Origin of the sequence: Streptomyces sp. NPDC002730, assembly GCF_042888805.1 — a bacterium.
Lineage (GTDB): Bacteria > Actinomycetota > Actinomycetes > Streptomycetales > Streptomycetaceae > Streptomyces.
In genome coordinates this window covers 166,244-178,793 of the sequence record NZ_JBIAQG010000011.1, presented here as the reverse complement: position 1 = coordinate 178,793, position 12,550 = coordinate 166,244, and the positions used below count along the sequence as shown (strand labels likewise).

10 protein-coding genes and 1 pseudogene are annotated in these 12,550 nt (G+C 71.4%); 7 read left to right on the top strand and 4 right to left on the bottom strand.

Features of this window, described 5'->3' with window-relative positions; translation table 11 throughout:
• Window positions 1-68: 68 nt before the first annotated feature.
• Both ACFYXH_RS27410 and ACFYXH_RS27405 read left to right on the top strand, forming a co-directional pair.
• Window positions 69-409: pseudogene (locus tag ACFYXH_RS27410) on the top strand (hypothetical protein); the annotation flags it as partial.
• Window positions 410-700: 291 nt separating this feature from the next.
• On the top strand, window positions 701-1,825 hold the full coding sequence (locus ACFYXH_RS27405; protein WP_389568105.1) for a nitrous oxide reductase family maturation protein NosD: 1,125 nt from the start codon (window positions 701-703) through the stop codon (window positions 1,823-1,825).
• Between the two features lie 78 nt (window positions 1,826-1,903).
• Here the strand turns inward: ACFYXH_RS27405 and ACFYXH_RS27400 are convergent, their stop codons facing one another.
• A complete protein-coding gene (locus tag ACFYXH_RS27400; protein WP_389568102.1) occupies window positions 1,904-2,515 on the bottom strand; it encodes an NmrA family NAD(P)-binding protein in 612 nt (203 codons plus the stop codon).
• A 408-nt stretch (window positions 2,516-2,923) separates the two neighbouring features.
• On the opposite strand from ACFYXH_RS27400, the gene ACFYXH_RS27395 reads away from it, so the two are divergent.
• The 3 genes from ACFYXH_RS27395 to ACFYXH_RS27385 all read left to right on the top strand — a co-directional run bounded on the left by ACFYXH_RS27395 (window position 2,924) and on the right by ACFYXH_RS27385 (window position 6,003).
• On the top strand, window positions 2,924-3,508 hold the full coding sequence (locus tag ACFYXH_RS27395) for a TetR/AcrR family transcriptional regulator (RefSeq protein ID WP_389568100.1): 585 nt from the start codon (window positions 2,924-2,926) through the stop codon (window positions 3,506-3,508).
• The gene (locus ACFYXH_RS27390) at window positions 3,505-4,932 is read left to right on the top strand and encodes an MFS transporter (protein WP_389568098.1); all 1,428 of its coding nucleotides are present in this window, start codon (window positions 3,505-3,507) and stop codon (window positions 4,930-4,932) included. The genes ACFYXH_RS27395 and ACFYXH_RS27390 overlap by 4 nt, the downstream gene beginning before the upstream one ends.
• Window positions 4,933-5,157: 225 nt before the next feature.
• Window positions 5,158-6,003: an excalibur calcium-binding domain-containing protein gene (locus ACFYXH_RS27385; protein ID WP_389568095.1), complete on the top strand. Its 846-nt coding sequence runs from the start codon at window positions 5,158-5,160 to the stop codon at window positions 6,001-6,003.
• Window positions 6,004-6,203: 200 nt separating this feature from the next.
• Here ACFYXH_RS27385 and ACFYXH_RS27380 read toward each other — a convergent pair whose 3' ends face one another.
• The gene (locus ACFYXH_RS27380; RefSeq protein ID WP_389568092.1) at window positions 6,204-6,695 is read right to left on the bottom strand and encodes a hypothetical protein; all 492 of its coding nucleotides are present in this window, start codon (window positions 6,693-6,695) and stop codon (window positions 6,204-6,206) included.
• A gap of 182 nt (window positions 6,696-6,877) precedes the next feature.
• Between ACFYXH_RS27380 and ACFYXH_RS27375 the strand changes: the two genes are divergently transcribed.
• Window positions 6,878-7,840 carry a CHRD domain-containing protein gene (locus ACFYXH_RS27375; RefSeq protein WP_389568090.1) on the top strand — a complete coding sequence of 321 codons (963 nt, stop codon included), beginning with the start codon at window positions 6,878-6,880 and terminating at the stop codon, window positions 7,838-7,840.
• A 186-nt stretch (window positions 7,841-8,026) separates the two neighbouring features.
• Here the strand turns inward: ACFYXH_RS27375 and ACFYXH_RS27370 are convergent, their stop codons facing one another.
• A complete protein-coding gene (locus ACFYXH_RS27370) occupies window positions 8,027-9,442 on the bottom strand; it encodes a DUF445 domain-containing protein (protein ID WP_389568530.1) in 1,416 nt (471 codons plus the stop codon).
• A gap of 1,096 nt (window positions 9,443-10,538) precedes the next feature.
• Between ACFYXH_RS27370 and ACFYXH_RS27365 the strand changes: the two genes are divergently transcribed.
• Complete coding sequence (locus ACFYXH_RS27365) at window positions 10,539-11,774, top strand: SGNH/GDSL hydrolase family protein (RefSeq protein WP_389568087.1); 1,236 nt, start codon at window positions 10,539-10,541, stop codon at window positions 11,772-11,774.
• A 16-nt stretch (window positions 11,775-11,790) separates the two neighbouring features.
• Here the strand turns inward: ACFYXH_RS27365 and ACFYXH_RS27360 are convergent, their stop codons facing one another.
• Window positions 11,791-12,510: a DUF1707 domain-containing protein gene (locus ACFYXH_RS27360; RefSeq protein WP_389568085.1), complete on the bottom strand. Its 720-nt coding sequence runs from the start codon at window positions 12,508-12,510 to the stop codon at window positions 11,791-11,793.
• Between the last annotated feature and the right edge of the window lie 40 nt (window positions 12,511-12,550).

Sequence of the window (12,550 nt, the reverse complement as noted above, 5' to 3'; positions counted from 1 at the left end):
CTCCACGTCTCACTCGCGGTGGGTCCGAATCTTGAGGGGAAGGCGAAAGTGCCTTCTGAGCTGGGACGATGAGGCTTGCCCAAGGTCTCTGCAGTCCGAGCTGGAAGGCACTTTCTGCGTGCACTACCGGGTCGCGTCCCAAGCTCGTCGTGTCGGCTGACGGCCGCGGGGTCGTCAGCAATGCCGGATGCCGCCTACTGGCCGATCTCGCCGGCAGTCGTGCCTTCGCCTGGCTGCTGGTGATCACGGGTGCGGCGGGGCTGCTGGCCTCGTGGTATGCCACCGGCCTGACCACGGCCTTCACCGACGCGCTGCGTCGGCTCCGGCCACGCGGCACCGGTCACGCCCCGGGCGGATCGCGGTCGACCTGGCGGTGACGCTCGCCGACGGCGGCGAGGCAATCGCGGATGCGGTCTTGTGGACCGCGTCATTGGACTCAGGACTCCGGGCCCTCATACGGGACTGCCGGACGCGATCCGTAAGAGGAGCCCTCGGCCCTGGCGCCACGTCAGGTTCGGTGCCGTCCCCCGAACGGGCCCGTCGATCGGCCGTCAGAGGGAGCCGGAAACCCTGTCGGACGTCCCGGAGTGCCCGCCCTCATGGCCGTGGATACGTTGACCGCGCGGCCGGGTCGTCCGGCAGGCGGGTCCGGGAATGCCCCGGACCCACGGTGTGAGTACCGCACGGGAACGGATTCGGAATGGCAATCCCCCACATCAGGACGGCCGCCCGCCTGGGCCTCTGCGTCGTCACCGCAATCGCCTGCCAGCTGGTGCCTGCGTCGGCGTCGGCGTCGTCCGGCCCGTCACACGACCTGGTGGTCTCCAAGGCCAAGGGCTTTCCGTCGATCCAGGCGGCGGTGGACGCCGCCCGGCCCGGTGACCGGATCACTGTCCCGCCGGGCGTCTTCCGTGAGCAGCTGGTGATCGGCAAGGACCTGACGATCACCGGCTCGGGCGCCCGGAGGACCACGATTCTGGCCCCGCAGACGCTGGCTCCCGGCGACGACGGCAGCACCTCGATCATCGAGATCCACAACGGCGCCTCCGTCAAGCTGTCCCGACTCGCCGTCAGCGGACCCGGCTCCGGCACATGCACTGCCGGTGCGCTCGGCTCCGGCATTCGGGTGCTCGGGGGCGCCCGCCTCGACCTCGGCCGCGCCGCCGTCACCCACATCACCGACACCCCCGCCGCGCCCTGCTTCCGCAGCGCGAACGCCGTCCTCGTCGGGGACCTGCCGACCGGTACGGGCTCGGCGACCATCCACGACACCGAGATCTCGGGCTACCAGGGCGCGGGCGTGGTCGTCCTCAACTCGGGGTCGAGGGCCACCGTTGACCACAGCACCGTCACCGGACACGGGCGGCTGTCGACCGACGGCATCGAGTTCGTGGCCGGCGCGGTCGGACGCATCACCCGCAACATCGTCAGGGGCAATGAGTGCCGGGAGCCCGATCCGGACTGCGGCCCCGACTTCTTCAACGAGTTCCAGCACTCGGGCATCGTCGCCGACACGCCGGGCACCGTGGTGCAGCACAACAGCCTCGTCGGCAACCAGGTCGGTATTTACGCTGTCGGCGGGTCGATCGACATCGGCCGCAACGACATCGTGCGGAGCTCGTTCGTCGGCATGGCACTCCAGGACGGCCAGTTCACAGTCCGCAAGGACCGGATCGAGGGCGGCGTCCACGGGGTCGCGGTCGTCGCGTCGTCGGTCGACACGAACGCGCTGCTCGACGGTGTACGGATCAAACGGACGTCGGGCGCGCCCGTGCAGACCTTCCAGTGCTGCGGCTTCACCGCCACGGCGACCGTGAGGCCGTAGTCGGGCGGATACGGTGGCGGGTCGGCCGCCCGGGAAAACCCGGTGCGGCCGACCCGAGGAAGCCGGACGAGGCGAGCGTCACCGCCGCCACGCGGACGCGTGTGCCGCCGCGAAGTCGGCGAAGGAGCACGGCGGTTGGCCCGTGACTTCCTCCGCCGCGGGGCTGACGCGGTCCTCCGTGCCCTTGGCGATGGACCGGTCCATGCCCGCCGGCAGTTCGGCAAATCCCTCGGGCGTACCGGTGCCCACCAGTCGGTCTCGCATCGCTTCGTACGAAACGCCGCGGTGGTGGATCGGCCGGCCGGCGACAGCGGCGACGACAGCGGCGACGTCGGCGTAACTCAGTGTCTCGGGGCCGGTGATGAGGTGGGCGGTGTTGTGCGGACGCTCGTCCGCCAGTGCCCGTACGCCGACCTGCGCGATGTCGTGGACGTCGACGAAGCCGATCCGGCCGTCGGCGGTGGCCGTCACGATCTCGTCGTGGTCGCGGATGTTCCGGGCGTGGAGGTGGTCGCCGGTGAAGTTCTGCATGAACCAGGAGGGTTGGCGCACCGCCCACTCCGGGAACTGTTCGCGGACGGCCCGGTGGACCTCGCCCAGTCCGTCGTCCGTCTCGGAGATGGCCGAGGAGCTGAGCAGGACCACGCGGCGGACTCCGGCCCGTCGCGCCTGCCGCAGGAACGGGAGCATGGGCGTGGCAGGGTCGGTGGCCGCGGTGCCCGGTACGAGGTAGAGGCGGCGTACGCCGTCGAGCGCGGCCCGCGACGCCTACGCGCTGTGGCACGCGCAGCTCGCCTCGCTCCTGGCCGAGGTCCGCGGCGAGCGGGACGCCGACTTTCTCGCTCACGCCCTGCTGGCCGCCGTACGCAGCGACCTCATCGAGCACCTCACCGCGAGCGGCACCTCACCGCAGCACATCCACGACGGAGTCGCCACCCTCGCCCGCGCCGTCCTGGCGCCGGGTCCACGATCGGCCTGACTGCACGTCGGCATCCGCGCTCTCGTCGAAGTCGGCGCGTCAGGACTGCCGCAGGCCTGTCGCCGGAGCGGCGAGGCTGGTCGTAGACAGCGTCTACTCGAGTTTGGTAGACAGTGTCTATGAACGAACTGGACACGGGCCTGCGTGCCCGTTTGGTCGAGGTCGGCGTCGACCTGGTGACCAGGGAGGGGATTCAGTCCCTGTCTCTGCGCGAGATTGCCCGCCAGGCCGGGGTCTCGCACGGAGCGCCGCGGCGCTACTTCCCGACCCACCTGTCCCTGCTGTCCGCCATCGCACGTCAGGGCTTCGCCGAACTGACCGTCACAGTCACCGAGGCAGTCGGTGACAGCGAGGCGAGTCCCCGGGCTCAGCTCATGACGCTGGGACGGATCTACCTCGACTTCGCCCTGACCAACCGCGGCATGTTCGAGCTGATGTTCCGCCACGACCTGTTGGAGAGCAACCAACTCGGCCTGCGGGAGATGAGCCTGCCGCTCTTCGAAGTACTCGTGGACCTTGTCGCCCGGGCGCGGCCGCGGCCCGACCCGGCGCCACCGGTTGTCGCGGGCGCGCTGTGGGCGAACCTGCACGGCATCGCGCAGTTGTGGGGATGGGGCAGTCTTCAACTCGCGGCGGGAGTCGATGACATCGAGCCGCTGCTGCGTGCCGTGCTGGACGCGCATCTTGGCCCGGAAACCCGGTGAGCTCAGGACGCCATCGGCACCTCACGCTCGCCTGCAGTGTCACCGGGGCCTCGATCGTTGCGCTGGACGGAACCGTACTGACCGTCGTGCAGCCCACCATGCAGCGGGATCTGCACGCCTCGTTCGGGCAGGTCCAGTGGACCAGCACCGGATATCTCATCGCCGTGGCGAGCCTGCTCGTCTTCGCCGGCCGGCTCGGTGACCGGTACGGCCACCGGCAGATCTTCGCCGTCGGGATTCTGGGGTTCGCCGCGACTTCGGCGGGGATCGGCCTGGCGCCCGGTGTCGGCTGGGTGATCGGCCTGCGCGTCGCCCAAGGGATCTGCGGCGCACTGCTGCAGCCGGCCACCCTCGGGATGTTGCGCGCCGCCTACCCGCCCGACCAGCTCGGCATGCCCATCGCGCTGCGCACCAGCGCCATCGGCGTGGCGGCCGCGGCCGGCCCGGTCGTCGGCGGGGCACTGGCCGCTCAGCTGGGCTGGCGATCCGTCTTCTTCCTCAACGTCGCACCGGCGCTCGTGATCGGCGTGCTGGCTCTTGTCGCTCGGGTCCCCGCGCCCAGGAGGGTCTCCGATGTCCGGCTCGATCTGCCCGGCGCCTGCCTTCTCGCGGTCGCTCTGGTGTGTCTGGTGCACACACTCGTCGAGATACCGGAGACCGGCTGGACGGCGGCAACCGCGGTCGGGCTTGTCGCCGCGACGGCTGCCGGCGTCGCGTTCGCCCGGCACGGGCGACGTACCGCGAGCCCACTGGTGCCACCAAATGTGCTTCGATCGGCGACTGTTGCCTCGGCGCTCGGCATCCTGGTGGCGGCATCGGCAGCGCTGTTCGGGGCCCTGTTCGTCGGCACCTATTTCTTGCAGGATGTCCTCGCGCTGGACCCGCTGCAGAGCGGCTTGAGGGGGCTGCCCCTGGCCGGGACGATGGTGCTGAGCGCACCGGTCTCCGCTCTGCTGGTGCGTCGGCACGGACCCCGCCGGACTGTCGTGGCGGGGATGGGTCTGGTCGCCCTCGGTGTCTTTCTCTTCTCCCTTCTCGACCGGGCATCGACGGCCGTGGCGATCGGCGGCTGCTTTGTCGCGATGGGCGCCGGTTTCGGTACGGTGATGGTCACCGCGACGGCTGTCATCGTGCGTCATGCGTCCGTGGACAACGCCGGGGTGGCCGGCGGACTCCAGCAGACCGCCATGAACGTCGGCCCGACGCTGGGCGTCGCCACAGCGACCATGTTGATGACCCTCACCGCACCCGGCTCCGCCGCCGATCAGCCGTACGGCGACGGACCACGCTGGACCGGTGGAGCCTTCGTCTCCGCGATGGGCTCCACGCTGACAGTCCTCGCGGCCGTCGCCGTGTTCGGTGCGTTGCTGGCCATCAAGCTGCCCGGTCGCGCCAAGGTGGCAGCTGAGGGAGAAGGCGGGTGAGTTCCCGGGCGGGCGCGCGGGCGACCCGGACCGGTAAGCCGGGCGGCCCACATCCAGTGCGCCGAGCGCCTGGGGACTCCCGTACCCGAGTCCGGAGCGGCTCACCCGTTGTGCACACACTTTCATCACAATTGGACGACGTTCCATCACATTTCCCCTTCCTGGCCTTCGTCGGAGTGCCAAGCTCGGGCCCCTCAGTTCGGAACCAACTGCCTTGGGGGGCACATGTCTGGGAGAGGAAGTACGCGCACGAACAGCGCGATCGCGGCCTGCGCCGTGGTGATGGCGGTCGGGCTCGTGGGGTGTGGGGGCACTGCCGACCACGCGAAGTCCGAGGCGGCCACGACAAGCGCAGCGCCCAAGAAGGCCACGGCCGCGACACCTTCGCCCGCGTCGGCTCTCGCACTCGTCGATGACGAGGAGAGCGCCGACTCCGCGAAGCCGGTCGTGGTGAAGGTGCTGGACAACGACACGCTCACACGCAAGGGCGGTACGCCCAGCAACCTGGAAGTCGCGCTGGCTGCCGGTGAGTTCACGATCGATCTGGCCACCCTGCCGGGTCACGGCACCGCGATGGTCGACGGGTCGACCATCGTCTATACGTCCGCCAAGGGATACGGCGGCTCGGACGAGTTCACGTACCAGGTGGATGTGAAGGGCTCGCCGGCGCTGACCGGTACTGCCGTCGTACGGATCACCGTGGCCGCACCGGCGCCCACGCCGACGCCGACACCCACGCCCGCGAAGGCGAAGAAGCCCGCGCCGCCCAAGGTCTATTACGCGAACTGCGACGCCGTACGAGCGGCCGGCGCCGATCCCGTCCGCGAAGGGGAGCCCGGCTACGCGCCGCACCTCGACCGGGACGGCGACGGCGTCGGCTGCGAGTCGTCCGGCGGAGGAAGCGGCGGTACGACCGGAGGCAGTGGAGGCGGTAGCGGAGGCGGGTCCGGGGGCACCTACTACGCCAACTGCGCCGCCGCACGGGCCGCCGGTGCCGCTCCCGTTCATGCCGGGGATCCCGGCTACGGACGGCATCTCGACCGCGACGGAGACGGCGTCGGCTGCGAGTGATCCGCGTACCGCATTCCCGGTAGTCACCCGCCGAGGGGATGGGACGCGCGACTACCGGGAATGGGCATCGCCGCGACGGCCGGGGATGGGCCACGGCCGCCGCAGGTTCAGGGGAGAGATAAGGAGAATGCGAAACCGATGAGCAATAGGCTCACGGTTTATGAAGGGAATATTAAATTCCGCAGTCCTTCAGGCCGACGTCAGACCGCCTTCTTGATGAGCTTTCCGTCCGCCGCGATCACGAACCACTCCCCGTCCAGGCCCTGGCCGTTCACGTCCCCGGGCGTCGCGTCGCCCACGTAGTAGTACAGCGGCCAGTCTCCGTACGTCGCCTGTTCCGCGCCCTCGCCGAGCTTCGCCTCCTTCAGCAGGGCGGCGTCGGTGCCGGCGCCCGCCTTCACGTCCTTCGCGGAGGTGAGGGCCGGCCAGACGGCGATGCAGTCGGCGTCGCAATTGCCCGCGCCGGGCTTGTCCTTGGTGAATCCGTACAGCGTACGGCCCGAATCGTCGACGAGGATCTTGCCGAGCACCGAGTCCGCGGTCTTGACGGAGGCGGCGGCCGCGGGCTTCCGCGCGGGCTTGGCCGCGCCGTCCCCGGAGCCGTCCCCGGAGCCGCCGCAGGCCGACAGTGTCAGCAGCGCTGCCGTTACGAGCGGTGCCGCGAGCAGAGAAGTTTTACGGGTGCTGCGCATGGTGGTTCCCCCGGTTTGGTGAGTGGGTGCGAGAGTGATGGTTACGCAGAGTTGTACGACGGCAACTGACCCACGGTTCAATCGAATTCAAGAAATTTTCTTTTGAACGAGCCGACTGCGGGCCGCGTACTCCATCGCGACCGACCCAAGACGGAGTCTGTCCCAACGGGAGGATCAAAACAATGCAGAAGCGTTATGCGGCTGTTACCGCCGCCGCAATTGTGCTTGGTGTTGCAGGTGTTACTCCGGCGCTCGCACACAGCGGTCATGACGGGCACGGGGAGCACGCATCAGCCGGCGGCCAGGCCTCGGCCGGTAACGCCAGTACCTTCACCAAGCCCTCCAGCGGGCACGCCCTCGCCTTCGCCGCCCACCTCTCCGGCGCCAACGAGGTGCCGGTCAAGGGCGGGCCCGCCGTGAACGACCCCGACGGCAAGGCCGTTGCCCTCGTCAAGGTCAAGGGCGACCGGGTGACCTTCGCGCTGCAGTGGAAGGGGTTCGTGCCGAGCCTCGGGCACATTCACCAGGGTGCCGCCGGGAAGAACGGCGATGTGAAGGTCCCCCTCTTCGGCACCGCGATGCCGGACTCCGTCCACTCGGCGGCCGGGCAGGTGGCCATCACCGACGCCAAGCTGGCCGACAGCATCCGGAGCAACCCTTCCGGCTTCTATGTGAACCTGCACAGCGCGGAGTTCCCGGGCGGCGCGGTGCGGGGCCAGTTGAAGCCGCTGCACAAGAACGTCAACCCGCTCGACATCATCAAGGGCGGCAAGCTGCGGGCGCTGTCCGACGGCGACCAGGAAGTCCCGAAGAACGACGCGTCCAAGGTCGGCGACCCGGACGGGCACGCGGTGACGTTCCTGCAGCCGAAGGGGACGAACGTCGACTACTCGCTCGCCTGGATCAACATCAAGAGCCCCACCAACGGCCATATCCACAAGGGCGCGTTCGGGAAGAACGGCGATGTCGTCTTCAACTTCTTCAACCGGCCCGTGCCGGACGGGATCTTCGCGGTCTCCGGGAAGCTGGAGGGGCAGAACGCCGACGTGGTGAAGCGTGTCCGCGCCAACCCGCGCAACTACTACGCCAACATCCACACCGCCGAGTTCCCGGACGGTGCGGTGCGCGGACAGCTCTTCCACTGAGCCTGGTCGGTCCCCGCGGAAGGGGTGGCCGCCGATTCCTGGGCGGTCACCCGACCCGGCTCGCAGACCGGCCCGTCGGCCCGTCGGCCCGCAGCCGTACTGAACACTTCCGTCGCGCCGTACGTACTCAACAGCACCTCCCCAGGTGGCTGGGCGCGTGACCGTACGGGTACGGCAGGGAACCGGTCACGCGCCCAGCGCGTGTGCCACCGTGTAGATGACCAGGCCGGCCAGTGCGCCGACCACCGTGCCGTTGATCCGGATGAACTGCAGGTCACGGCCGATGTGCGCCTCGATCTTGCGCGAGGTGTGCTCCGCGTCCCAGCTCGCGACCGTGTCCGAGATCAGCGAGGTGATCTCGGCGCGGTACGTGGTCACCACGTACACCGCCGCGTCCTCCAGCCAGCCCTCCAGCTTCGACTGCAGCCGGCCGTCCGTCGCCAGCCGCGCGCCCAGCGTCAGCAGCGAGGCGCGGGCGCGAAGCCGCAGCTCGCTGTGGTCGTCCTCCGCCGCCGAGATGATCATGCCCCGTATGGAGGCCCAGGCCGAGGCGATCACGTCCTGCACCTCGGAACGGGACAGCAGCTCCGACTTCATACGCTCCACCCGGGCGCGGGTGTCCGTGTCCGACTGGAGGTCGGCCGCGAAGTCGGTCAGGAAGCGGTCGATCGCGCCGCGCGCCGGGTGGCCCGGCATGTCACGCATCTCGGTGACAAAGCGCAGCAGTTCCTTGTAGACGCGTTCGCCGACCTTCTTGTCCACGAAGCGCGGGGTCCAGCCCGGCGCCCCGCCCTCGACCGCGTCCATCACCGAGTCCGAGTGCAGGACCAGCCAGTCGTGGGCACGGCCGCAGATCAGGTCGACGGCGCGGTGGTGCGCACCGTCGGCGACGACCTTCTCCAGGGTCTTGCCGACGCCGGGTGCGATCTCGGCACTGTCGGCGCGGCGGGTGATCGCCTCGCCGACGACCGCCTGGACGTCGGAGTCGCGCAGCACGGTGAGCGCGCCGCGCAGCGCGGTGGACAGCTCGGCCGTGACCCGGTCGGCGTGGGCGGGCTCGGCGAGCCAGGCGCCGAGGCGGCCACCGATGCCGAGGGCGTGCAGCCGGGTCCGTACGACGTCGCCGGAGAGGAAGTTCTCACCGACGAAGGAGCCGAGCGAGGCGCCGAGCTGGTCCTTCTTGTTCGGGATGATCGCGGTGTGCGGGATGGGCAGGCCGAGGGGATGCCGGAAGAGCGCGGTGACGGCGAACCAGTCGGCCAGGGCGCCGACCATGCCGGCTTCGGCGGCGGCGGCGATGTAGCCGGCCCAGGGGCCGGCGCCGGAGTTCTTCGCCCAGGTGGCGAGCGCGAAGATCACCGCGACGAGGAGGAGCAGGCCGGTCGCGGTCAGCTTCATGCGTCGTACGCCGCGCTGCTTTTCGGCGTCGGCCTCGGTGTACGCGAAGGAGGGAAGGGTGGTACGGGGACGGGGACCCGGCCCGCCTGTCCGGCCCGGCTGGTCCGCCCGGCCCTGCTCGGCCGACCGGCTCGGCTGGTCCGCCCGGCCTGTCCGGCTCGGCTGATCCGTCGGCTGCGGCTGCGCCGCCTCGCCGTCTGCCACGCCCGACTGGTCTGCCAGGCCCGGCTCGGCCGACCGGCTCGGCTGGCCTGTCCGGCCCGGCCCGCCTGTCCGGCCCGGCTGATCCGTCGGCCGCGGCTGCGCCGGCTGGCCCGACTCGCCCGGCTGGCCTGCCTGGCTCGGCTCGGCCGACCGGCTCGGCTGGTCTGCCCCGCTCAGCTCGGGCGTCTGGCCCGTCAGGCCCGGCCCGTTAGACCGACCTGTCCGGCTCGGCTGATCCGTCGGCCGCGGCTGCGCCGCCTCGCCCGCCCCGCCCGCACCGCCGGGCTCGGCCGACTGGCCCGGCTGGCCTGCCCCCCTCAGCTCGGGCGACTGGCCCGTCAGGCCCGGCCCGCCCGGCCGACCTGTCCAGATCCGCTGCTCTGTCGGCCGCGGCTGCGCCGCCTCGCCGTCTGCCACGCCCGACTGGTCCGCGCCCGGGCCGCCCGGCCGGCCTGTCCGGCTCGGCTGATCCGTCGGCCGCGGCTGCGCCGGCTGGCCCGACTCGCCCGCCCCGCCCGGCTGGCCTGCCTGGCTCGGCTCGGCCGACCGGCTCGGCTGGTCTGCCCCGCTCAGCTCGGGCGTCAGGCCCGGCTGGCCCGGGCCGCCCGGCCGACCTGCCCAGATCCGCTGCCCTGTCGGCCGCGGCTGCGCCGACTCGCCGTCTGCCAGGCCCGGCTGGCCCGCCTCGCCCAGCTGACTCGGCTCGGCCGACTGCCCCGTCAGGCCCGGGCCGCCCGGCCCGCCTGTCCGGCTCGGCTGATCCGTCGGCCGCGGCTGCGCCGACTCGCCCGCCCCGCCCGCCCCGCCGGGCTCGGCCGACCCGCCCGGCTGATCCGCCCCCCTCAGCTCGGGCGACTGGCCCGTCAGGCCCGGCCCGCTCGGCTGGTCCGCCTGCCGGGACCGGGCCGGTCGGCTGGGGCGGCCCGGATCGCCCTGGCCGCTCGGTAGCCCCCGCTCGCTCGGCTGGTCCGGCTGATCCGGTTCTGTACGTTCCATCCGGTCCTCCCGTCCGCGCGCGCCTCGTACGCATTGTCCCTACCTCAGGTACTCCTGGGGCGCACATCGAGTTCCCGCGCCAGTGTCGGATGATGTGCTCATGAACAAACGCCGTGGGTACGCGACCCTCGCCGCCCTCACCACCGTGGTCGCCCTCGTCTGCGGCGCGATATACCTCGGCGTCGGGGCCGCCCAGGGCCGGACCTCCGCCCGTACGCCCGTCGCCGCGCCCGCGGTCTGGGTCGGGACCTGGGCCGCCGCACCCGCCAAGGCCGCCCCCGCCGTCGGAGGCCACGCCGGCCGGTCCGTACGCAATGTGGTGCACACCAGCATCGGCGGGACCGCCGCCCGGATCACCCTCTCCAACCTCCTCGGCGAGCAGCCGCTCAAGATCGCCCAGGTCTCGCTGGCCGTGCGCGCGGGCCACGGTCCCGCGGCCGTGGCCGGGACTCTGCGACGGGTGACGTTCCAGGGCGCGGGTGCCGTCACCCTCGCGGTCGGCGGGCAGCGCGTCAGCGACCCCGTCGCGCTCGGGATCCCGTACGACGGCGATCTCCTGGTCACCGTCGCCACCACCTCCCCCGGCGAGCCGGTCACCGTCCACCCGCAGGCGCGCCAGACCTCGTACATCGCGGACGGCGACCGTACGCAGGACGCCGGCGGAGACGCGTACACCCGGCGGACCGGCGCCTGGCAGCACCTCAGCGGCGTCGACGTGCTGACCCGGGACACACGCGGCGCGATCGTCGCCATCGGCGACTCGATCACCGACGGGGTCACCTCCACCTCCGACGCCAACCGCCGCTGGCCGGACGTACTCGCCGACCGGCTCAACCGCCACGGCAGCCACCACTACGGCGTGCTCAACCAGGGCATCAGCGGGAACCGCCTGCTGACCGACGGCCGCGGCCCCAGCACGCTGGCCCGCTTCGACCGCGATGTGCTCGCGCAGGCCGGCGTCAGGACGGTGATCGTCGCGATCGGCATCAACGACCTGCTGCGGGGGCCGGACACAAGCGCCGACCACCTCACGGCCGGCTACGCCGAGCTCACCCGGCAGGCCCACGCGCGCGGCCTCCGCGTCGTCGGCGCGACCCTGATGCCCTGCGCCGGACACCGCCGCTGCACCCGGGCGCTCGAAGCCGTACGCGACAAGGTCAACGCGGCCATCCGCACCGGCCGGATCTTCGACTCGGTCGTCGACTTCGACCGGGCGCTGCGCGATCCGTACGCACCCGACCGGCTGCGCCCGGCGTACGACTCGGGCGACCATCTCCACCCCAGCGACGCCGGCTACGCGCGGATGGGCAGGGCCGTGGACCCGGCGCGGCTGTAACGCCCGCCGAACGGCCTCAGCCGAGCTCCTTGCGCTCGTCGCGCTCGTCCTTCTCCAGACCCTTCTTCAGCCTCGGCTGTTTTTCCCGCTCCGCCCGTTCCGCCTTCAGCCGCTGCTTCTCCGCCCGGGTGCGCTTGCGCTCCACGCCCACGCCGCCCATGATCGCGAAGCCCGTGATCCTCACCCGCGGCGCCGCCGGGTCCGGCAGGCCCTCGCTCTGGCCCTGCTCGCCGAAGCCGCCCATCAGGCCGAAACCGCCGACCTCGACGTTCAGGTCCGGCGGAACGACGATGTGGACACCGCCCATGATCGCGAAGCAGCGGATCACGGTCTCGCGGTCCTCGAAACGGGCCTCGCGCAGGTCGAGTTCGCCGCCGCCCATCAAAGTGAAGGTGGTGAACTTTTGGCCCACCGTCCAGGTGCCCTTCCGCCCGAACCCGCCCCAGAACGCGAACGCCCCGTTCGACGTCGCCGGTCCGCCGACACGCTGCGCCCAGCCGCCGGACCCGGTGGCCACCGGCGACGGCGCCGTGCCCACCACCGGCAGGCCGCCCACCGGAAGGTCGCTGACCAGCGGCTCCAACTCGCCGTGCGTACGCGCCCTGTAGGCCGCGTCCAGGCGCTGCTCGAACTCCTCCATGTCGAGCCGCCCCTCCGCCACCGCCTCACGCAGCCGCTCGGCCACCCGTTCGCGCTCGGAGTCGGAGGCACGCATCTCAGGGAGTTCGCTCGTCATACCGGCAGCCTAGTCAAGGCCGATCCGCCCTCCCAGTGCC